Here is a 20,708-nt window from a genome sequence, read left to right on the forward strand (position 1 = left end):
AGGAGGCTCAGGGTGCGGCCGACCGTGTGGCACTGCCGGAGAGCAGGCCGCGGCACACGAGGCGTTGCGCGGTCTCCACGGTGTCCGACAGCGAGCCGCGACCCGCACGCCACCAGTCCGGCGCCCCGTTCAACGCGCCGATGACGAGCATCCGGGCCGCGCGGGTGTCGATCCCGTCGGCGAGCACGCCCGCCGCCGACGCCGACTCGAGCAGCGCGCGCCACACCGCCGCGTAGCGGTGCTGGTCCAGCAGCTGGACGCGGCGGATGTCCGGCGGAAGCTGCCCGGCGTTCCGGATGGCGGCGGCCGCGTACCCCGAGTCCCGCACGACGATCTCCAGGTGGGCACGGACCGCGGTGGCGATCCGGGCGGCGGGAGGGGCGCCCGCGCCCAGCGCGTCCAGCGAACCGGTGACGTGGGCCATGGTGCGGCGGAGCCCGACCTGGACGACCTCCTCGATCACGTCGTCCCGGGACCCGAAGTAGTAGTAGATCGCGGGCGCCTGCAGGCCCGCGACCGCACCGATGTCGGCGAGCCGGGTACCCGCGTAGCCCCGGCGGTTCAGGACCACCGCCGCGGCGTCGAGGATGCGCTCGCGGGTGCCCGGGTCCGCAGGCTCGGCGGGGACCGGCGGCAGCAGCGCCGGGAGGTCCGCGGACGGCCCGCCCGCGCCGGGTCCCGCCAGCCCGGCGCAGATCACGTGCTGCGCGGTGCGCACGATCGCGCGCAACGAGCCCTGTCTCGGGTTCCACCACTCGGTCGACCAGTTGAGGGCCCCCAGGAGCAGCATCCGGGCTGCGCCGACGTCGAGGTCGGACGCGATCTCCCCGGACTCGCGAGCCGCTCCCAGCAGGTCCCGCCACACGTCGACGTAGCGTTGTTGCGCGCGCAGGTGCCGCTCGCGCATCGCGGGCGGCAGCTGCGAGGACGACCGGATCGCCGCCCGCGTGTAGTCGGAGAGCCGCAGCACGGCCTGCAGGTGCGCCTCCACCGCGCGGGCGATCCGCTCGAGTCCGGAGGCCTCGGCGGGCATGCCCGCGAGCGCGGTGCGCACGTGGTCGAGGTTGCGCACCATCCCCGTGGTGACCACCTCCTCGACGAGCTGCTCGCGGGAGTCGAAGTAGTAGTACACCGCGGGCGCGCGCAGCTCGGCGAGCGCCGCCACGTCGCTCAGCCGCGTCCCCGCGTACCCCCGCTCCGCGAGGACGGTCGCCGTGGCGTCCAGGATGCGCTGTCGGGTCCTGGCGGACTTGCCCCCCGACGCGGGGCGCCGCCGCGGTCCGGGCTCGGCGGCGTCGGCCCCGAGCCCGGCCCGACCGGGACTCGCCACGATCAGTACGAGGCGGGCAGCCCGAGGCTGCGCTGGGCGACGAAGTTGAGGATCATCTCGCGGCTCAGCGGCGCCGTCTTGAGCATCCTGGCCACGAACCAGAGGTCGGCCAGGCCGTACTCCAGGGCCATCCCGTTGCCGCCGTGGGTCTGCATGGCCTGGTCCAGGGTGCGCAGCGAGGAGTCCGCGGCCGCGAACTTGGCGATGTTGGAGGCCTCCGCCGCGTCGGCGCCCGCGTCGAACAGCTCGGCCGCCCGGTAGGCCATCAGACGGGAGAGCTGGGTGCCGACGTAGCACTCGGCCAGCGGGTGCGCGATGCCCTGGTGCGAGCCGATCGGCACCTTCCAGACCTGGCGGTCCCGGGCGTACTGCGCGGCCTTGTCCAGCGCGTAGCGGGCGATCCCGTTGCTGATGCAGGCCGCGGTGATCCGCTCCGGGTTCAGGCCCGCGAAGACCTGGCGCAGGCCGTTGCCCTCCTCGCCGATGAGGGCTTCCCGACCCACTCGGGCCTCGTCGAAGAACACGGTGAACTGGTGTTCGGGCTGTTGGAGCGCGGCGGGGATCGGCTGCCAGCTCAGGCCCGGCGTGTCCGTCGGCACGACGAACAGCGACAGCGGGTGCCGCCCGCTCGGCCCCGGCTGCGGGGCCCGGGTCACGACGAGCACGGCGTCCGCCTCGTCGATCCCGGAGGTCCAGTACTTCGTCCCGGTCAGCCGCCAGCCGTCGCCGTCGGGGTGAGCGGTCGTGGTGATCTCGTGGCTGTTGGAACCCGCATCCGGCTCGGTGATCGCGAACGCCATCTTCAGCGAGCCGTCGGCGATCCCGGGCAGCCACCGGCTCTTGAGCTCGTGGCTGCCGTGCCGGTCGATGATCGAGCCGCAGATCGCGGGGGAGATGACCATCATCAGCAGGGGGCAGCCCTGCGCCGAGGCCTCCTCGACGACGACGGCCATGTCGGTGAGCCCGCCGCCCCCGCCGCCGTACTCCTCGGACAGGTGGACGCCGAGGAAGCCCGCGGCACCCAGGTCGGACCAGAGCTCCGTGGGCTCCTCGTGCGCGGCGGCCTTGCGCATGAAGTACTCGTGCCCGTACTTGGCGACGAGGGTCGCGACGGCGTCCCGCAGGGCGGCGCGCTCCTCGGTGTCGGCGACGATGGCGGAGGTGGTCATCGGGGTCTCCTTCGACGAGGGGCCGGGTCAGCGGCCGATGAATGCGGGGCGGCGCCGCTCGAGGAACGCCGTCACGCCCTCGCGCAGGTCGGCGGAGCCGCCCGCGGCGACCACCGCCTCCTGCTCGGCCCGCAGCTGGGCGTGCAACGGCGTGTCGTAGCTGTCCCGCAGGAGCCTGCGGACCGCGCCGAACGCCGAGGTCGGCCCGGCCGCCACGCGGGCGGCGAGCCGCTCGGCCTCGGCGGGCACCTCGTCCGCGGGGACGACCCGGGTGACCAGACCCCAGTCCTGCGCCTCGGCCGCGGTGAGTCTGCGGCCGGTGAGGAAGAGCTCCCGGGCCCGGCGGGCGCCGACGAGCCGGGGCAGCGTCCACGACAGCCCGCCGTCTGCGGTCAGCCCGATCCCGCCGTACCCGATGGTGAAGACCGCGTCCTCCGCGGCGACCACCAGGTCGGCCACGCAGACCAGCGCGAGGCCCGCTCCGGCGGCGGCGCCCTGCACCGCGGCGACCACCGGGGCGTCGAGCCCCGCGAGGGTCTCGACGGCGGCGGCCAGCGCGTCGACCATCCCGCCGAGCCGGGCGGGCAGCGCGTCGTCCGGTGTCTCGTGGAACAGGCCGATGTCTCCGCCCGCGCTGAACGTGCCGCCCGCCCCGCTCAGGAGCACGGCGCGGACGGCCGGGTCGCTCGCCAGCAACGCGGTCGCCCGGCGGAGGTCGTCGCCCATGACGTCGTTCAGCGCGTTGTGCTGCGCGGGCCGGTCGAGCTGGATCCGCGCGACGCCGTCGGACACCCCGACCCGGAGCGTGCGGTAGGGCGGCTGCGCGTCTCGCCACAGCGCGGTGTCGGTGTACTGGTCGAGGGCGGTGATGCGTCCGTCGACGACCGTGATCAGGTGGGCGAACTCGGCGTCGAGCGGGCCGCCGCCCCGGCGGCCCGCTCCGCGGTAGCGTCCCGTCACGAGCAGTCGCCCGCCGTCCACGGCGAGGAACCGGTCCGGCTCGGCGCGGGCGGCGAAGGCGCGACCGATGCCGCCCCAGCCGTCCCGCCACATCTGCTGCGGCCCCTCGTGCGTGCCGCCGACCCCGGCCGGCATGCCTTCCGCCAGTCGGCCGGTGAAGTCCGGAGCCAGCAGGTCGCCGAGCAGGTCGGTGTCGCCTGCGGCCAGCGCGGCGTACAGCCTGCGCGCGAGCGCGACCGCCTCGGTCTCTGTCCCCGCTGAGGTCTCCACGGTGACTACCGCCCTTCTTTTCTAATGGAGAATAGGTAAGCAGTCCGGGCGCGTCGCGCAGCGGGGGTCGACTTGACAGCCTCAGAACCTCCGTGGTGTCCTCCTCCAATCTGTTAACACAGGTTAAAAACGTGGCCGGTGAGGTGTGCTGATGAGGACGTTCGGATCCATCGAGGAGTTCGCCCAGGCGAAGGGCGAGTCCTTCGGTCCGTCGGAGTGGGTCGAGGTCGACCAGACGCGCATCGACCGCTTCGCCGAGGCGACCGGGGACCACCAGTGGATCCACGTCGACCCCGAGCGCGCCGCCGACGGCCCCTTCGGGCGCACGATCGCGCACGGGTTCCTCACGCTCTCGTTGCTGCCCGTCCTGCTGAACTCGCTCTACACCGTGGAGAACGTGCGGATGGGCATCAACTACGGCCTCAACAGGGTGCGCTTCACCTCCCCCGTCCCGGTCGGCTCCCGGGTCCGGATCACGGCCACCCTGGCCGACATCCGCGAGGGCGAGGGCTTCGTGGAGAGCACGGTGAGCTCGGTGATCGAGATCGAGGGGGCCGAGCGCCCCGCGTGCGTCATCGAGAGCGTCGGGCGGCTGTACGCCTGACCACCGAGTCCGCAGATCCGACAGTCGAAGAGGAGTTGTCGCAGGCATGGCTGGAGTCGAAGGGCGCATGATCGTGGTGACCGGGGCCGGAAACGGCCTGGGTCGGCAGTACGCCACGGTGCTGGCCGCGGGTGGCGCCAAGGTCGTGGTGAACGACCTGGGTGGGGCACGGGACGGCAGCGGCGGCGGGTCGGCCGCGGCGGACGCCGTCGTGGCCGAGATCGAGGCGGCGGGTGGCGAGGCGGTCGCGAACTACGACAGCGTCGCCTCCGAGGAGGGCGGACGGTCGATCGTCGCCACGGCGGTGGACACCTTCGGCCGCATCGACGGCGTCGTCTCCAACGCGGGGATCCTGCGGGACAGGGCCTTCCACAAGATGTCGGCGGCGGACTGGGACGCCGTCGCCCAGGTCCACCTCTACGGAGGCTTCTACGTCGTGCACGCCGCGTGGCCGCACTTCCGCGAGCAGGGGCACGGCCGGGTCGTGGTCGCGACCTCGACGTCGGGCATCTACGGCAACTTCGGGCAGGCGAACTACGGCGCGGCCAAGGGCGGGTTGATCGGGCTGATCAACACCCTGGCCATCGAGGGACGCAAGGCCAACGTGCTGGCCAACGCCATCGCCCCCATGGCGGCCACACGGATGACCGAGGACATCGCGCCGCCGGAGGTGCTCGCCAAGCTGGACCCCGCGCACGTCGCACCGGTCGTCGGCCACCTGCTGAGCGACGAGTGCACGGAGACCGGCAGCGTCCTCGTCGCCGGGGGTGGCCAGGTGCATCGGGTCCGGCAGTTCCAGACCAAGGGCGTGACCTTCGCGGACGTGCCGACGATCGCCGAGGTGGGGGACCGCTGGGCCGAGATCGTCGACCTGGACGGCGCGGTCCCCGGCGCCAACCCGGTGGGCTGAGGCGTGCGCGCGGACCGGGTGGCGCTGCGCGTCGACGAGGGTGTTGCGCACCTGCGGCTTTCCCGGCCCGACGCGGGCAACGCGATCGACCGCGCGATGGTCGAGGCGCTGGACGAGGCCGTCGGTCTCGTCGAGAAGGCGGTCACGGAGCACACGGCCCGGGCCGTGTTGCTCGCCGCGGAGGGCTCGGCGTTCTGCGTCGGGGGAGACCTGCGGTACTTCCGGGAGCGGCTCGACGACCTGCCCGGCGAGCTCGACGCGATGATCGGGGTCTACCACGGGTCCACGCTTCCGCGGCTCGCCGCGCTCGACGTCCCGGTGGTCGTCGCCGCCCAGGGCGGCGTCGGTGGCGGCGGGCTCGGGCTGCTCTGGATCGCGGACATCCTGATCGCCGCGGACGACCTGAAGCTGGCGACCGGGTTCACCCGGCTCGGGATGACCGGTGACGGGGGCAGCAGCTGGTACCTGCCGCGGCTCGTGGGCCTGCGCAGGGCACAGGCGCTGGCGCTGCGCAGCACCGCCGTGTCGGCGCGCGAGGCGCTGGACCTCGGGCTCGTCACCGACGTGGTGCGGCGCGGGGACCTGGCGGAGGTCGCCGCGGCTCAGGCCGCGGAGCTGGCCACCGGTCCGACGTGGGCCTACGCCGGCATCAAACGGCTGCTCGCGGACAGTGGGCGGCGCACGTATCCCGAACAGCTGACGGACGAGTACCGGGTGATGCTCGCGGGCGCGGGCCGCGCGGACGTCCGCGAGGGGATCACGGCCTTCGCCGAGCGCCGCGCGCCCCGGTTCGACGGGCGGTGAGCCGCGCGGCTCAGGCCCCGACGAACCGGGCCGGGCGCTTCTCGACGAAGGCGGCGCGGCCCTCGGCGTAGTCGGCGGTGGCGCCGTGCCGCTGCTGCAGCTCGGCCTCCAGCTCCAGCTGGGCACGCAGCCCCTGCTGCGCCGCGGCGGACAGGGCCCGTTTCATGCTCCCGATCGCGACGGTCGGGGCGGCCGCGAGGCGGAGGGCGAGCTCCCGGGCCCGGTCGCGGACCTCGTCGACCGGGTGGACGGCGTTCACGAGTCCCCAGTCGAGGGCCTGGGCCGCGGGGAGCTTGTCGCCGAGCATGCAGAGCTGGGCGGCGCGCGCGAGCCCCACGCGTTCGGCGAGGAAGGCGGTGACGCCGCCGTCCGGCATCACGCCGATCCGCACGAAGGCGAGCAGCAGGTAGGCGTCGTCGGCGGCGACGAGCAGATCGCACGCCAGGGCCAGCGAGACACCCAGGCCCGCGCACGCCCCGTGCACGGCGGCGACGAACGGCTTGGGGGTGGCCCGGATGGTCTCGACGATCGGGTTGTAGATCTCCCGCAGCCGTGTGGACAGGTCCGGGTGCCCCTCGGGCGTCACCTCCCGAGGACTCTTCACGTCCGCACCCGCACAGAAGGAGCGCCCGGCCCCGGTCACCAGGACGGCGCGGACCTCCGGGTCCGCTCCGGCCCGTCGCACCGCGTCGAGGAGCTCGCGGCCCATGTCGGGGGTCCAGGCGTTGAGTGCGTCCGGGCGGTGCAGCTCGAGATGCGCGACGCCGTCGCTCACCTGGTACCGGATGTCCGCGTAGGTCGTGACGGTCACAGCCCGAACCTACTTCTTCGAATCGAAATTCGAAAGGCTCAGGGGCGGAGCGCGTACAACACCATGGACTTCGTCGTCGCGATGACCTCCTCGATGGGGCCCCGCTCGGGGTGCCACCACTCCGCGGTCCAGTTCAACGCGCCGAGGACGAGCATGCGGGCGACGGACGGGTTCACGTCGGCGCGGAGCTGGTGGGCGGCTGCCAGGTCGTCGATCAGGCCGCGCCAGATCTCGTAGTAGGCCTGCACCTCCGCCATGACCCGCTCGGTCATGTGCTCGGGGAGCTGGTTGGCGTTGCGCGTGATGGCCTTCGCGTAGTCGGAGATCTCCAGTTCGAGACGGAGATGGGACTCGACCCCGGCCTCGATCCGTGCGGCGGGATGCGCGTCCGCAGGCAGCTCCGCCTGGGTCTTCTCCATGTGTGCCCGCATGGCCGACGCCCCCGCGACCATGACCTCCTCGATGAGGTCCTCCCGCGACGGGTAGTAGTAGTAGATCGCGGGCGCCTGGATGTGGGCCTCCTCGGCGATGTCCTGCAGCCGCGTGCCCGCGTAGCCGCGGCGCGCCAGCACGGTCGCCGCGGAGTCGAGGAGTCGCTGTCGCGTCCGGGCGGACTTGCTCCCGGCCGTGTCGTCGTCGAGCGGTGCTGCGCGATCGCTGCTGGTCGCGGTCTTCCTGGCCACGGGTCGATGGTACGGCCGGCGCCCTGCTCCCTGTTCGACGGCGGGGGGACGGCGCGTCGCCGGGGGCGGCGGGCCCTGTCGCCGTGGATGCCTGCCGGCCTCGCCCGGCCGCCTGAGCGTAACCCGGTGCGGGCCCGGTCAGGGGGCCTCGACCGGTGAGCCGATGGGGACTCCGGCCTGGAGCAGCACGGTCGTGAGGTCCCAGTAGTCCCTGTGTGAGGTGAGGAGTCCCGACTCGTCGTAGGTGCAGACCGCGACCCCGGGGACGCTGAACCGCGCGCCGCCCGCGTCGACCAGGCTCCCGTCACGCAGTCGCAGCGGCCCGGTACAGGAGCCGCTCCACACCCACTCGGACGTCAGTCGACCGGCCCCGGCCGACGTCTCGGTGAAGACGATCTCCGAGTCCGGTGCGAACGCCACCATGAACCGGTGGAACCGCCCCACCTGCGCCCGGCCCGTGTAGGTGGCGCCGAGTGCCACGTCGGTGTAGGTCCCCTCGGGGGCGAAGAACTCGAGGAGGCCTGCCGGATCACTGGTCCAGGCGAGCGAGTAGGCCGCGGGAAACGTGCGATCGGTGGGGTGGACGGGTGCCACGGGATCTCCTCTTCGACGACGGGGCGGTCCTCACGTTGCCCGACCGCGGGTCTTCCGGTCTACTCTAGTTTAGAAAAAGTCGAGCAGTGGGAGTTCGCCATGGAGCACGCGGTCATCGTCGACGCCGTCCGCACGCCGGTCGGGAGGGGGAAGAAGGGCGGAGCGCTCTCCGGGGTCCATCCCGCCGACCTGCTCGCGGGCCAGCTCGCCGCCCTGGTGGAGCGCAACGACCTCGATCCGAGCCTGGTCGAGGACGTGATCACCGGCTGCGCCCAGCAGGTGGGGGAGCAGGCCGGGAACATCGGGCGCAACGCCGTGCTCGGGGCGGGCTTCCCGGAGTCGGTCCCGAGCACCACCCTGAACCGGCAGTGCGGGTCCAGCCAGCAGGCGGCGACGTTCGCGGCGCAGGCGATCATGGCGGGTGTGCACGACGTGCTGATCGCCGCGGGGATCGAGTCGATGAGCGTGGTGCCGATCGGGAGCTCGCGGCCGTCGAGCATGGGCGCCCGCGCGGACGCGCGCTATCCCGAGGGGCTCGTCAACCAGGGCGTGTCCGCCGAGCTCGTCGCGCAGCGGTGGAAGCTCGACCGCGAGGAGCTCGACGCCTACTCGGCCGAGTCCCACCGGCGGGCCGCCGAGACGTGGGCGAACGGCGGGTTCGCCGCCGAGGTCGTGGCCGTCCCCGAGGCGCCGGGGCTCGTCTCCGACGAGACCGTGCGGGCGGGGACCACGGCCGAGGGGCTCGCCGGCCTGAAGCCGTCCTTCCGATCGGACGAGATGGCGGCGCGGTTCCCGGACATCGACTGGAAGATCACGCCGGGGAACTCCTCGCCGCTGACCGACGGTGCGTCGGCCGTGCTCGTCATGAGCGAGCGGAAGGCGAACGAGCTCGGGCTGCGTCCCCGCGCCCGGTTCCACTCCTTCTCCGTCGTCGGAGACGACCCGCTGTTCATGCTGACCGGCCCCATCCCGGCCACCCACAAGATCCTCGCCCGCAGCGGGCTGGACATCGACGAGATCGACGCCTACGAGGTGAACGAGGCCTTCGCTCCCGTCCCACTCGCCTGGGCGCGCGAGTTCGGCGCCGACCTGGCGCGGCTCAACCCACGGGGTGGCGCGATCGCGCTGGGCCACGCCCTCGGGTCGTCGGGCACCCGGCTGCTGGTCACCCTGCTCCACCACCTCGAGGCCACGGGCGGCCGCTACGGACTGCAGACGATGTGCGAGGCGGGCGGCATGGCCAACGCCACGATCATCGAGCGGCTCTGAGCCGTGGCGGACTCCGAGCGCGGCCCGCTCGCGGGCCGCACCGTGATCGAGCTCGCGGGCATCGGCCCCGGGCCGTACGCGGGGATGGTGGTGGCCGACAGGGGAGCCGACGACCTCCGCGTGGACCGGCCCGGCGCTACCGCGGCCCTCGCCCTGGGAGACGGAGCACGTCGCGGCGGCCGTCCCGGGATCGCCGCAGTGCTGGACCTGCCCGTCTTCGACGGGGCCGTGCGTGCGGCCGAGGTCGGCAGGGACTCCGCGTGCGACGACCCGTGGTGAAGAGCGGCCCGACGGTGGACCCGGCACCTGCGGACGCGGTCACTCCCGAGCTCGCGCAGTGGTGGGCCCGGCACGTCGACCCGGCACCGCCGATCTCCGTGACGCGGATCGGGGCGGGCCAGTCCAACATCACCGCGCTGGTCGCCGACGCGGACGGACGGCAGTGGGTCCTGCGCCGCCCGCCCGCGGGCGCTCGGCCCGGGGCCCACGACATGGCGCGGGAGGCCCTGGTGCTCAGGGCCCTGGCGGCGTCACCGGTGCCGGTCCCGGCCGTGGTCGCCGAGGGGCGCGACGAGGCGGGGCTGACCGGGCCCTTCTACGTGATGCACCGGGCGCCCGGCGCCGCGCTGGTGGACGAGACGGACGCGAGCGCACTCGCGCCCGCGCAGCGCCGCGCGCTGAGTGACGAGACGGTACGGGTGCTCGCCGCGTTGCACTCCGTCGACCCGGTGTCGGTCGGACTCGGCGGGCTCGGCCCGGCCACCGGCTACCTGGAGCGCCAGATCCACCGCACCGAACGCAACTGGGCGGCGTGGGGAGCGGACTCGGCGTCGGACGCGGTCTGGCGCGCCGGGCACCGCATCCTCGCCGCCCGGGTGCCCCGCGGGCAGCGCACCACGCTCGCCCACGGTGACTTCCGGCTCGCCAATGTGCTCACCCGCGGAGCGGAGATCACCGCGGTCCTCGACTGGGAGCTCTGCACCGTGGGCGACCCGCTCGCCGACCTCGCCTGGCTCGTCGACGACTGGCGCGACCCGTCGGACCCGGCGATCGTGATGCCCAGTCCGACCCGGGCGGGCGGCTTCCGCCCCCGCGCGGAGATCATCGCCGACTACGCCGAGCGCACCGGTCTGGACGTCGGTGACCTGGGCATCTACCGCGTCTTCACGCACTGGAAAGCCGCGACCCTGCTGCAGGGCGTCCTGTGCCGACGCCGCGCGGGCGGACTCGGCGAGCACGGCGCGCTCGACCTCGCGGCGGTCGAGCAGACCGTCGACCACCTGCTCCACGAGGCGCTCGTCCTCGCCGGGGCCGACTAGGAGGCCCACGTGCGCCCCGAAGACGACTACACCCACCCGGTCGGGCCGGAGACCCACTTCAACGAGTCGATGTACGTCCACTTCCACGATCCGACCGCCGGACTCGGCGGGTTCGCGCGGATGGCGAACCGGCCGAACGAGGGCCGCGGCGAGGTCACGCTCTGCCTCTACCTCCCCGACGGCAGCCTCGCGTTCCGCTACGCCCGGCCCGAGGTGACCTCGAACGAGCGTTTCGACTCCGCGGGCATGACGTTCGAGGTCCGGGTCCCGATGCAGCACCTCGCCGTCTCCTACGCCGGTCCGATCGCCCTCGTCGCCGACCCGTCCAGGATGGACGATCCGAAGGCCGCGCTGACCGCGGCGCCCACCGTGGAGTCCGCTCTCCGGCTCGACGTCCGCGCCCAGGCCCCCGAGTACGCCCACACCTTCGACACCGACGAGGGCTCCTTCGCGCCGAACCACTACGAGCAGTTCGTGACCGCGCACGGCGTGCTCACCCTCGACGGGCGGGAGACGGAGCTGCACGGCTTCGGCCTGCGCGACCACTCGTGGGGACCGCGCTTGTGGCAGACCCCGTGGTTCTACCGATGGATCCACGGCTGCGGTGACGGATTCGGGTTCATGGGGGCCTACTTCGGGTCCCCCGGCGGCGGCGCCGTCAGTGGCGGGGTGGTGTGGGACGGCCAGGCCTCCCACGAGGTCGACGCCGTGGAGATCACGACCGAGCGGGACGGGCGGGACGAGCAGACCAGGATCGGCGCGGTCCTGCGCTCCGGCGGCCGCGAATGGACGGTGCGGGGGCAGGCCCGGTCGACAGTGCCGCTGCGCAACCGGCGGGTGGGGGAGGACGGGGTCCTCGGCGTCACCCGCATCGCCGAGAGTCTGATGTCCTGGACGACCGAGGACGGACGCCGCCTGCTCGGCATGGCCGAGTACCTCGACCAGATGCGCGACGGCCGCCCGGTCGGACTCGAGGTCTGAGCACGGAACCTGATCGGCGTGCCCGACCGCGGGATGGGGGAGCCACGGTCAGGGGCGCAGGGCGTGCAGCACCATCGACTGCGCCACCGCGATGACCTCGTCGAGGGGGCCGCGGTCGGGGTTCCACCACTCGACGCTCCAGTTCAGCGCGCCCAGGACCACGTGCCTGCCGATCGACGGGCTGATGTCCGGCCTGAGCTGCCCCGTCCGGCGCAGCTCCTCGACCAGACCGCGCCAGATCTCGTAGTACGCCGTGATCTCGACCAGTGCCCGCCGGGCGAGTGGCTCCGGCAGCTGGTTGGCGTTGCGGACCACCGCTCGGGCGTAGTCGGAGAGCTCGAGCTCGTGGCGCAGGTGTGCCGCCACCGCCGCCGCGATCCGGTCCGCGGCCGGGGTGTCCGGTGGCAACGCGGCGAGCGCGTCCTCGAGGTGCGCGCGCATCGCCGCCGCGCCTGCGAAGACGACGGCCTCGACCAGATCCTCGCGGGACGGGAAGTAGTAGTAGATCGCGGGCGCCTGGACCTGCGCCTGCTCGGCGATGTCGACCAGCCGCGTCCCGGCGAAGCCCTTGCGGCCGAGGACGTGGGCGGCGGCGTCCAGCAGCCGCGCCCGCGTCCGTGCCGACTTCGAGTCGGCGGACTCGGCGTCGGGCGCTGTCGTCTTTCGTGGCACGCGTTTCAGAATACGGTTTCGATGATCTCCGACCGCGCCGTCGCCGTGCGCGGACGACACCGCCGCCGCCCGATCGGGGACCGGACGACGGCGGGAGCGTGTGGGCGCGGGCTCAGACGGCCGCGGTGAGCGGGAAGTCGGCCTTGATCCGCTCGACGACGAGCTTCGCGGTCTCCGCGCACGCGGTGGTGCCGCCGTTGGCGTACTCCTTGACCCCGTCGCCGACGTTCCAGAGGTTGGGGATCGGCGTCTCGGGCGTCAGGTCGTAGCCTGCGACGGCGCGCTGCGGCGGCCAGCCGTCCTTCATCACGTTGACGGAGAGGATGCGAGCCTTCTCCTCGAAGCCCGGGACGTGCTCACGCAGGTCCTCCTTCAGCAGCTCGATCTCCGCCTCGTCGTCGAACGGCCCGACGGCGGGCTTCGGGACCGACGCGGCCACGTAGAGGTGCCATCCGGGCGGGGCCATCTCGGGGCAGGTCTCGGTGAAGTTCGCGATGTAGCAGAGCCGCCTCGTCACCGAGAAGATCAGCATCCCCGGCACGTCCACCAGCGGCTCCCGGCTGGCGAAGTTCAGCGCCAGCATGGAGCAGGGGCGGTCCTTCAGCCGGACCTCCTCGCGGTAGTCCTCCGGCAGGGTGTCGGCCCCGACGAGCCCCACCGTGGCGGCGGGGCCCACGTCGCTGACGGCCACGGCGCACCCGACCTCGACCGGGCCCTCCGGCGTCCCCACCGTGGCCCCGGTGACCCGGCCGTCGACGACGTGGAGGTCCTGGACCTCGCTCGACAGCCAGATCTCGCCGCCGCGGGCGGTCACGGTGGCGGCCAGCGCCTCCCAGACGCCGATGGTGCCGTCGGGGCAGAACCCGAACTTCTTGAACGCCGACTTGCGCGTGAAGTAGGTCAGGAAGACCCGGGCGGGCAACTCGTCGGAGCTCACCGCGAAGATCGAGGCGCACATGTTGCGGAAGACGCCCTGCGCCGCCTCGCTCCGGGTGTACTTGCGCACCCAGTCCGCGGTCGAGAGCTCGCTGCCGGGCAGGGCGTCGTCGTCGTGTCGGGCGGCGCCGATCCCGCTGACCATCTTGGCGCCCTGGCGGGTCAGCGTCGACAGCAGCATGCCCCAGCCGCCGCGGGTCACGTCGAGGTTCTTGGAGCCGACGCGGTAGAGCACGGGGACCGCGGGGGCCCGGACGACGAACTCCGCGCCGACCTCGGCGAACGTCTCCTCGGTGATCGTGCCCTTCTCGATCACGATCGCGCCGTCGTTGACCTTGAACCCGTCGATGTCGGTGGTCGAGGCCCGGCCGCCCACCTTGTCGAGCCGCTCGACGACCAGGGTCCGGTAGCCGGCGTGGGCCAGCCGGGCGGCGGCGAACAGGCCACCGGATCCCGCGCCGACCACGAGGGCGTCGAACCGCTTCTCCGGCTGTGCTGTCACGACAATCTCCTTCGATCACATCGGCGTCGCCGACACCACGTCGGCCTCGGCCACGGCACCGTCACCGTGCTGATCGGCATCGGGGTCTTCTACGAGTTCTTCGAGATCTTCGCCAGCGGGGTGCTGCTGAGTGTGCTGCGACCTGCGTGGGAGCTGACCACCTTCCAGGCCGCGCTGGTCCCCGCGTCGGTGTTCGCCGGGATGATGGTGGGTGCCGCACTCCTCGCGCCGCTCTCCGATCGTGTCGGCCGCAAGCGGGTCTTCCTCCTCACGGTCTCGATCTACCTGGTCTTCGCACTGCTGGCCGCGCTGTCGCCGAACCTCACCGTCCTGGTGCTGCTGCGGTTCTGCGCCGGAATCGGCGCAGGCGCGATGACCGTGCTCGTCCCGATCTATGTCGGCGAGCTCGTCCCCGGCCGAGTTCGGGGCCGGTTCATCGGGATCGCCATGCTGTTCGGCTTCTCCGCCTACCCGATCGTCGCGCTGCTGGGCGCGCCCCTGGTCCAGTCGCAGTTCCTCTTCGAGGGATGGCGTTGGCTACTGATCGCGGCGGGTTCCGGTGTACTGCTGATCCCGGTCCTGATCCGGAAGCTGCCCGAGTCGCCGCGTTGGCTCGAGAGCAAGGGACGGGTCGCGGAGGCTGAGGCCATCGTGGCGGACGTCGAGCGGCGGTACGGGGTGGTCGCCGAGATCGAGACGGCGCCCGTTCCCGCCGCGGCCCCGGTGGCGGCCGCCGCGCCCCGTCGTCGCGACCTGTTCACCGGCGCGCTCGCCCGGCGCACCATCACCATGAGCGTGCTCTTCTCGCTCGGCGTGGTCTCCTACTACGGCTTCGCGACCCTCGCTCCCGTCCTGCTGGTCGCCAAGGGCTACACGGTCACGCAGTCGCTTCTGTACACGGCGCTGATCGCGGTGGGGTACCCATTGGGTGCGATCATCGCGCTGTCCTTCGCAGAGCGCATCGAGCGGAAGATGCTCGTCGTGTTCTCCGCCGTCGGGATCGCTGTCGCCGGTCTGGTGTTCGGCTTCGCGACGTCGGAGATCATCATCCTGATCAGCGGTTTCGTGATGGCGATCATCAGCAACATCCACGCGTCGGCGGCGATGATGTACATCGGCGAGGTGTTCCCGACCGCGATCCGAGCGACCGGCGTCGCCTTCTGCTACGCGGTCGGACGCGGCGCCGTCACTGCGCTGCCGTTCGCGGGCCTCGCGCTGCTGAGCGCATTCGGTGCGGTGGGCGTCCTGGCGGGCTCGGCGCTGCTGGCGGCCCTCGTCTGCGTCACGGTGCTGACGATCGGCCCGTCGACGAACGGGATGTCGCTCGAGACCGCCACCGAACGCACAGGCTGAGGCCTCAACGCCTGGATCGGTCGGGCCACGCCCACTCGGGGACGGGGGTCGGGCCCAGCTCGCGTGCGTCGTCGGGCCCGGACGGTGGAGGATCAGCCGGTGCCCCTGGATCACCCGACGCCGCACCTCCTGCTGGACCTCGCGGTCGTCGCGCGCCGGTACACCGAGCTGTCCGCGCTGTTCGGCGAGGTGCGGTATGCGGTCAAGGCGTGCCCCGAGCCCGCGGTGCTCCGCATGCTCGTCGAGTCGGGGTGCGGGTTCGATGTCGCCTCCAGCGCCGAGGTCGAGCTGTGCCTGGCCGTGGGCGCCGACCCGGCGACGATCAGCCACGGCAACCCCGTCCGCGGGCCCGACGAGGCGGTGTGGGCCGCCGAGCGGGGCGTGCGCCGGTTCGTGACCGACAGCGCCGAGGACCGTGCGCTGCTCGCGCTACTCCCGATGGACGTCGAGGTGCTGGTCCGGGTGCTGGTGGCCGACACCGGCTCCGCGACCCCCTTCCTCGGGAAGTTCGGCGCCGCCCCCGCGGAGGCGGCGCGGCTGGCGCGCGGGGCGGCCGGGATCGCCCTCCACGTGGGCTCGCAGCAGGTCCGCCCCGAGACCTTCGCGGCGGGGGTGCGGGTCGCGCTGGAGGTCGCTGAGCGGGCCGGGATCGCGGACCCGATCATCGACGTCGGCGGGGGGTTGCCCGTGGCGTACCGCTCACCGGTTCCGCCGCTGTCCGAGTTCGCGGAGGCCGTGCACGAGGCCGCGGGCGGGGCGCGGGTCGTCGTCGAGCCCGGCCGCGCGCTGGTGGCCGAGGCCGGGACCCTGCGCACCCGGGTGCTGCGCGTCTCCCGACGCCCGGGGATCGACCACCGCCGCTGGGTCTACCTCGACTGCGGCCGCTACCAGGGTCTCGCGGAGACCGAGGGGGAGGCGATCGCGTACCCCGTGCGGGTACCCGGGCGGTCGGGCCCGTGTGGCCCGGTCGTGCTCGCGGGCCCGACCTGCGACGGTGACGACGTGCTCTACCGCCGCACCCCCGTCGCGCTCCCGCTGGATCTCGCCGCCGGGGACGTGGTCGACCTGCTGCACGCGGGGGCCTACACCGCCAGCTACTCGAGCATCGGGTTCAACGGGTTCGGACCGCTTGCCGTGCATGTTGTTGAGTAGCGCGATGCGCACCTCCCCGCCAGAACCCTCCGGACGCCACGTGCTCGCCGAGCTGCGCGGCGTCGACCCCGCGCTGCTCGACGACGCCGCGGGCCTCGTCCACGCCCTGCGCACCTCGCTGCTGGGTGCCGGCGCGGACGTCCGGCAGATGGCGGTCGAGGCGTTCACCCCGCAGGGGGTCACGGTGGTCGCGCTGCTCGCCGAGTCGCACGCCTCGCTGCACAGCTGGCCGGAGCACGGCACCGCACTGGTGGACGTGTTCACCTGCGGCGACGCCGCAGACCCGGAACTCGCCGTGCGCACGCTCGCCCGCACCCTGGGCGCACCCGGTCTGGTCTCGCGGGTGGTCTCCCGCGGCGGCACCGAGGTCGTCGAGGCGCTGTCGGCAGGCGTGACCCGCACCTGGGCCGTCGCGGGCGTCCGGGCGCGGGTGCGGACCGCCTGGCAGGAGGTGCTGATCGCGGACACCGCGCAGGGCGTCACCCTCTTCTGCGACGACGAGCGGCAGAGCGCCGAGCACACCCAGCTCACCTATCACGAGGCACTGTTCGTGCCTGCCGCGCTGCTGGCCGACCGTCGCGAGCGGGTCCTGGTGGTCGGCTCCAGCGAGGGGGTGGTGAGCGAGCTCGCGGTGGCGTGCGGTGCCCGCGCGGTGGACCACGTCGACCTGGACGAGGAGTGCGTGCGACTCTGCGCCGAGCACCTCCCGTACGGCTACTCGCCCGCGGAGCTGGCCGCCGCGGAGCGGGGGAGCGGTCCGGTCCGGATGCACTTCGCGGACGGGCTGGCGTTCGTGGCGGAGGCGACCGAGCAGTGGGACGTGATCGTCGTCGACCTGCCGGACGAGCGGCCCGACGATCCGTCGGCCCAGCTCAACCGGTTGTACTCCGAGGACTTCCTGACGGACTGCGCGCGTCGGCTGCGTCCTGGTGGGGTGGTCGTGGCGCAGGCGGGCAGCCCGGCGGTCTGGCGGGACGGGACCCTGCGCGCGGCCTGGGCGCGGTTCTCCGCGGTGTTCGCGCAGACGGTGTACGCGGGGTGTCCGGAGCACGAGTGGGCGTTCCTGTGTGGACTCACGCGGCCGATCGCCGACCCCGGCGGCGTGGCCGCGACGCGGCTGGCCGAGCTCCCGTACACACCGGCCACCCTGGACGCGGACGACCTGCGCGCCCGCACCGTCGCGCCCTCGACCCTGCGTTCTCCTCGGAGCTCGTCGACGGCGTGCTGACCTACTCTCCACGCTCGGTGGTGATCCTCGAGGCACGAGCGGACCCGGCGACCGAGAGATCGGGACAGCAGCTGCGGCGCAGCCTCCACCGGTGAGCTACACCGCGTCCCGCACGGCACCCGTGATCACGTCGAGGCAGCGCTCGAGGGGATCGACCGTATCCACCACGACGTGCGGTTCGTCCCAGGGCTCCCAGCGCTCGCGCATGCGGAGCACGTGCTCCCAGGAGACCGTGTCCGGCCACACGGAGATGGCCATCCGCATCGAGCACGACGCTCACGCCGAGGCGCAGCTGCTCGGTCAGCGCCGCCGTCTGCAGGTGGTAGGCGAGTGGAACCGCGTTGTCGGAGCGGACGAGCCCGAACGGCGTCAGCGCACCCAGCTGCCAGTCGAGCGAGCAGCCCGCGGCACCGAGCCGCGTCGTCAGTGCCTCGGCGAGCGTGCTCTTGCCGGAGCCCGGCAACCCGGTCACCACGAGGGCGAACGGTGTGTCGCCATCCGGCTCGCGGCGCGACTCGACCTTCTCGTAGGCCCGTGCTGCGACGTCGCCGATCCTCGCCTGCACCTGCGCGCGGACCGACGTGATGTCCGGGAAGTCCGAGCCGGCCGACGCGAGCGCGAAGCCCGCCACCAGGTGCTCGCAGCCGATCCGGGAGGCGCCGGCCCGCAGCGCCTCCTGGTTGGCCGCGGCGCGCAGTAGCGCGATGTCGACTGCGGTCTCGGCCTGCGCGACCGGACCGAGCTCGGCGAGGAGATCCGAGCCCGGGCCGGGTGGCGTCGCCGCGATCTCGCGAACCAGATCACCGGCCCGGACGGGGGCGGATGCCGAGGCGAGGGCGTCCAGCACGGTCCGGGCGGCCGGGCTCACCGACAGTTCCAGCACGGTACCTCTCACAGGTCGACGGTCATGTGGATCGGGTGGAGACCCCGACCGGTGCGCTGGTGCAGCAGGGGAGACCGGCGTTGCCGTGGCGCTCGAGGAGCCGTCCGAAGCGGCTGGTGGCGGGCCCGTTCGACCTCGGCTGAGCGTTCACGAGCTGTCCCGTCCCGAGGTGTGCGCCGCGCCCCTGAAGAAGGGCCGGTCCTCGTCTCCGTCATGAGGTGGACTGGCCGGGCGCAGGGCCCGTGGAGTCCCGGATGACGAGCGGTGCGGGCAGCAGGGTGGCGTCCACCAGGGCTCGCCGCTGGTCCAGTGCGTCTCGGAGCATGCCCCATGCGCGCCTGCCCAGCTCGCCCCGCGGGCTGGTCGCGGTGGTCAGGCTCGGGTGGACGTGGCGGCCGATGACGATGTCGTCGAAGCCGGTGACCGAGATGTCGTCCGGCACGCTCACGCCGCGGACGCGCAGCTTCGACACCGCGCCGATGGCGCTCAGGTCGTTGAAGCACACGATGGCGGTGGGCTCGTGGCTCAGTGCCTCGTCGGACGCCTCGTAGCTGGTCTCGATCGTGCCGTCCGACTCGACTCGAACGACCTCGAGATCGAGAACCCGGCGACTGGTCTCGACACCCCTCCAGCGTTCACGGTCCTGCCACGCGAGGCTGGAACCGGAGAGGTAGACGATCCGGCGGTGGCCGAGTCGGCTCAGGTGGGCGCAGAGCTCGAGGGTCGCCGTGAAGCTGTCGACGCCGACCATCGGCAGGTCGAGGCCGAGCTCGATGCGGTTGACGAGGACGACCGGCGTCGGCTGCCGCGACAGTTCGCGCAGTTCGGCCGGTGCGATCCGGGACGAGAGGAGGACCAGACCGTCGACGTGCCCCATCAGGTCCCACGCGGTGGCGAACTCGTTCTGCGGGCTGCCGTCATGATCGGCGACGAGGCTGCGGAATCCCTCGAGCGCCGACTCCGCGTGGAGGCTCTTCACGATGTCCTGGAAGTAGGAGTTCCCCACGTCCGGCATGAGGACACCGATGTTGCGCAACGTTCCGAGGGCGAGGCCGCGCGCCGCCTCACTCGGACGATAGGAGAGCTGCTCGGCGACCTGGCGCACCTTGGCGGCCAAGTCGGGGTTCACCGTGGCGACCCCGCTCATGACCCGGGACACGGTCGCGGTGGAGACGCCGGCCGCCTCTGCGACCGTCCGGATGGTCGCCCGGCGCGAGCCGAGGTCTCCGTTCGCCACCGACCGCCTCCGCCCGTCGCCCGTCCGCTGTGCCGATCCGACATCGTAGGTGGTGTCGTTCACGGGGGTCATCCCTGCGCCCGTCCCGCTCGCAGCGACCCCGAGCGCGCGGCCGACCCCGGACGCGTCAGGAGCGATCAGGCCCCCGGGGTCCGGGGTCTGCTCACGTGATCGCGTACCCGCCGTCGACGGGGAGCACGGTGCCCGTCATGTAACGCGCGGCGTCCGAGGCCAGGAAGGCCACGACGTCGGCGATGTCCTCTCCGTCCGCCAACCTGCCGAGCGGGATCCGTTGGAGGACCCTGTCCCGGAACTCCGGCTGGTCCAGCATCACCTCGGTCATCGGGGTCCGGACGTAGCCCGGCGCCACCGCGTTGACCCGGATGCCGAGCGGACCCAGCTCCACGGCGAGGCCCTTGGTCAGCTGCACGAGGCCCGCCTTGGTCGCGCCGTAGGGCACGATGCCGGCGACGGCGCGGTCGGCGGACAGCGACACGATGTTCACGATCGCCCCGCGTGCCGCGGCGAGTGCTTTGGTCGCCGCCTGCGTCAGCCGGTAGGCCGCCGTGAGGTTGACCGCGACGAGGCGCTCCCAGTCCTCCGGGTCGATGTCGACCGCGGCGGTGCGGACCTGGATGCCCGCGGCGTTGACCAGAATGTCCACCGAACCGGCCGCGGCGACGGCCCGGTCGACGATCCGGGTGGGTGATTCCGGGTCGGTCAGGTCTTCGACGACGGCGATGCCACCGATCTCCTCGGCCACGGCCTCCGCCCGGTCGCTCGCGTCCACCACGACGACCGTCGCGCCTTGGCGGGCGAGCACCCCGGCGATCGCGGAGCCGATGCCCCCGGATCCTCCGGTGACCACTGCGGTGCGGCCGGTCTGCGGTGCTGTCGCGGTGTCGCTCGACCTCATCGTCTCTGCCTTCCTCGGTGTGCATCGGGGGCGTCGGGAGCCGCGCTCAGTAACCGCGTACCAGGCCGCGAGGGCGCCCTTGTCATGCTGCAAACGCAAGCTATACCCTCGTCCAGACGTGAGCA

At 72.9% G+C, this 20,708-nt stretch carries 21 protein-coding genes; 10 read left to right on the forward strand and 11 right to left on the reverse strand.

All coding sequences use genetic code 11. The annotated features are described in order from the left end of the window. Positions 1–7 precede the first annotated feature (7 nt). From L3X23_RS07370 to L3X23_RS07380, 3 genes are read right to left on the reverse strand one after another with little or no spacing between them, the layout of a single operon-like run. On the reverse strand, positions 8–1,330 hold the full coding sequence (locus L3X23_RS07370) for a TetR/AcrR family transcriptional regulator (RefSeq protein WP_237191349.1): 1,323 nt from the start codon (positions 1,328–1,330) through the stop codon (positions 8–10). A 2-nt stretch (positions 1,331–1,332) separates the two neighbouring features. Continuing rightward, positions 1,333–2,499, reverse strand: a complete 1,167-nt coding sequence (locus L3X23_RS07375) for an acyl-CoA dehydrogenase family protein (protein ID WP_237191350.1) — start codon at positions 2,497–2,499, stop codon at positions 1,333–1,335. 27 nt (positions 2,500–2,526) lie between these two features. Beyond that, entirely contained in the window at positions 2,527–3,729 is a 1,203-nt protein-coding gene (locus tag L3X23_RS07380; RefSeq protein ID WP_237191351.1) for an enoyl-CoA hydratase-related protein, read from the reverse strand. A gap of 151 nt (positions 3,730–3,880) precedes the next feature. Here L3X23_RS07380 and L3X23_RS07385 point away from each other — a divergent pair, with 151 nt between their 5' ends. Genes L3X23_RS07385 through L3X23_RS07395 form a run of 3 tightly spaced genes read left to right on the forward strand, consistent with a single transcriptional unit; the run spans position 3,881 to position 6,047 of the window. Further along, the gene (locus L3X23_RS07385) at positions 3,881–4,333 is read left to right on the forward strand and encodes a MaoC family dehydratase (RefSeq protein WP_237191352.1); all 453 of its coding nucleotides are present in this window, start codon (positions 3,881–3,883) and stop codon (positions 4,331–4,333) included. A gap of 46 nt (positions 4,334–4,379) precedes the next feature. Beyond that, positions 4,380–5,243: an SDR family NAD(P)-dependent oxidoreductase gene (locus tag L3X23_RS07390; protein ID WP_237191353.1), complete on the forward strand. Its 864-nt coding sequence runs from the start codon at positions 4,380–4,382 to the stop codon at positions 5,241–5,243. A gap of 3 nt (positions 5,244–5,246) precedes the next feature. Further along, complete coding sequence (locus L3X23_RS07395; protein WP_237191354.1) at positions 5,247–6,047, forward strand: enoyl-CoA hydratase/isomerase family protein; 801 nt, start codon at positions 5,247–5,249, stop codon at positions 6,045–6,047. 10 nt (positions 6,048–6,057) lie between these two features. Here the strand turns inward: L3X23_RS07395 and L3X23_RS07400 are convergent, their stop codons facing one another. From L3X23_RS07400 to L3X23_RS07410, 3 genes are all read right to left on the reverse strand, one after another. Next, positions 6,058–6,858, reverse strand: coding sequence for an enoyl-CoA hydratase-related protein (locus L3X23_RS07400; protein WP_237191355.1), 801 nt, complete (start codon positions 6,856–6,858; stop codon positions 6,058–6,060). A 38-nt stretch (positions 6,859–6,896) separates the two neighbouring features. Beyond that, a complete protein-coding gene (locus L3X23_RS36040) occupies positions 6,897–7,541 on the reverse strand; it encodes a TetR/AcrR family transcriptional regulator (protein ID WP_237191356.1) in 645 nt (214 codons plus the stop codon). A 138-nt stretch (positions 7,542–7,679) separates the two neighbouring features. Next, positions 7,680–8,135, reverse strand: coding sequence for a nuclear transport factor 2 family protein (locus tag L3X23_RS07410; protein ID WP_237191357.1), 456 nt, complete (start codon positions 8,133–8,135; stop codon positions 7,680–7,682). A 99-nt stretch (positions 8,136–8,234) separates the two neighbouring features. Here L3X23_RS07410 and L3X23_RS07415 point away from each other — a divergent pair, with 99 nt between their 5' ends. The 4 genes from L3X23_RS07415 to L3X23_RS07430 are packed head-to-tail and all read left to right on the forward strand — an operon-like array spanning position 8,235 to position 11,704. Then, positions 8,235–9,404, forward strand: coding sequence for a thiolase family protein (locus L3X23_RS07415; RefSeq protein ID WP_237191358.1), 1,170 nt, complete (start codon positions 8,235–8,237; stop codon positions 9,402–9,404). A 3-nt stretch (positions 9,405–9,407) separates the two neighbouring features. Continuing rightward, entirely contained in the window at positions 9,408–9,683 is a 276-nt protein-coding gene (locus tag L3X23_RS36045; RefSeq protein WP_237198201.1) for a hypothetical protein, read from the forward strand. Further along, on the forward strand, positions 9,665–10,723 hold the full coding sequence (locus L3X23_RS07425; protein WP_237191359.1) for a phosphotransferase family protein: 1,059 nt from the start codon (positions 9,665–9,667) through the stop codon (positions 10,721–10,723). Before L3X23_RS36045 ends, L3X23_RS07425 begins: the two co-directional genes overlap by 19 nt. A gap of 9 nt (positions 10,724–10,732) precedes the next feature. Beyond that, a complete protein-coding gene (locus tag L3X23_RS07430; RefSeq protein ID WP_237191360.1) occupies positions 10,733–11,704 on the forward strand; it encodes a hypothetical protein in 972 nt (323 codons plus the stop codon). Positions 11,705–11,752: 48 nt separating this feature from the next. On the opposite strand, the gene L3X23_RS07435 is transcribed toward L3X23_RS07430, so the two are convergent. Together L3X23_RS07435 and L3X23_RS07440 are read right to left on the reverse strand one after the other, a co-directional pair. Continuing rightward, positions 11,753–12,376, reverse strand: a complete 624-nt coding sequence (locus L3X23_RS07435) for a TetR/AcrR family transcriptional regulator (RefSeq protein WP_237191361.1) — start codon at positions 12,374–12,376, stop codon at positions 11,753–11,755. Positions 12,377–12,488: 112 nt separating this feature from the next. Continuing rightward, positions 12,489–13,814: an NAD(P)/FAD-dependent oxidoreductase gene (locus L3X23_RS07440; RefSeq protein ID WP_237191362.1), complete on the reverse strand. Its 1,326-nt coding sequence runs from the start codon at positions 13,812–13,814 to the stop codon at positions 12,489–12,491. A gap of 66 nt (positions 13,815–13,880) precedes the next feature. Between L3X23_RS07440 and L3X23_RS07445 the strand changes: the two genes are divergently transcribed. From L3X23_RS07445 to speD, 3 genes are all read left to right on the forward strand, one after another. Beyond that, the gene (locus L3X23_RS07445) at positions 13,881–15,167 is read left to right on the forward strand and encodes an MFS transporter (protein WP_237191363.1); all 1,287 of its coding nucleotides are present in this window, start codon (positions 13,881–13,883) and stop codon (positions 15,165–15,167) included. A 99-nt stretch (positions 15,168–15,266) separates the two neighbouring features. After that, positions 15,267–16,319, forward strand: coding sequence for a type III PLP-dependent enzyme (locus tag L3X23_RS07450; RefSeq protein WP_237191364.1), 1,053 nt, complete (start codon positions 15,267–15,269; stop codon positions 16,317–16,319). A 4-nt stretch (positions 16,320–16,323) separates the two neighbouring features. Next, entirely contained in the window at positions 16,324–17,547 is a 1,224-nt protein-coding gene (gene speD / locus L3X23_RS07460; protein WP_308116878.1) for an adenosylmethionine decarboxylase, read from the forward strand. A gap of 1 nt (position 17,548) precedes the next feature. Here the strand turns inward: speD and L3X23_RS07465 are convergent, their stop codons facing one another. The 3 genes from L3X23_RS07465 to L3X23_RS07475 all read right to left on the reverse strand — a co-directional run bounded on the left by L3X23_RS07465 (position 17,549) and on the right by L3X23_RS07475 (position 20,583). After that, a complete protein-coding gene (locus L3X23_RS07465; RefSeq protein ID WP_237191365.1) occupies positions 17,549–18,442 on the reverse strand; it encodes an AAA family ATPase in 894 nt (297 codons plus the stop codon). Between the two features lie 199 nt (positions 18,443–18,641). Further along, positions 18,642–19,667, reverse strand: coding sequence for a LacI family DNA-binding transcriptional regulator (locus tag L3X23_RS07470; protein ID WP_237191366.1), 1,026 nt, complete (start codon positions 19,665–19,667; stop codon positions 18,642–18,644). 163 nt (positions 19,668–19,830) lie between these two features. Further along, a complete protein-coding gene (locus L3X23_RS07475; RefSeq protein ID WP_237191367.1) occupies positions 19,831–20,583 on the reverse strand; it encodes an SDR family NAD(P)-dependent oxidoreductase in 753 nt (250 codons plus the stop codon). Positions 20,584–20,708 lie beyond the last annotated feature (125 nt).

The organism is Pseudonocardia sp. WMMC193, assembly GCF_021728735.1.
Lineage (GTDB): Bacteria > Actinomycetota > Actinomycetes > Mycobacteriales > Pseudonocardiaceae > Pseudonocardia > Pseudonocardia oroxyli.

Coding starts and splice junctions, on each gene's coding strand:
- L3X23_RS07415 (WP_237191358.1), top strand. CDS start 8,235: ATGGAGCACGCGGTCATCGTCGACGCCGTCCGCACGCCGGTCGGGAGG.
- speD (WP_308116878.1), top strand. CDS start 16,324: ATGCGCACCTCCCCGCCAGAACCCTCCGGACGCCACGTGCTCGCCGAG.
- L3X23_RS07475 (WP_237191367.1), bottom strand. CDS start 20,583: ATGAGGTCGAGCGACACCGCGACAGCACCGCAGACCGGCCGCACCGCA.
- L3X23_RS07385 (WP_237191352.1), top strand. CDS start 3,881: ATGAGGACGTTCGGATCCATCGAGGAGTTCGCCCAGGCGAAGGGCGAG.
- L3X23_RS07390 (WP_237191353.1), top strand. CDS start 4,380: ATGGCTGGAGTCGAAGGGCGCATGATCGTGGTGACCGGGGCCGGAAAC.
- L3X23_RS07375 (WP_237191350.1), bottom strand. CDS start 2,499: ATGACCACCTCCGCCATCGTCGCCGACACCGAGGAGCGCGCCGCCCTG.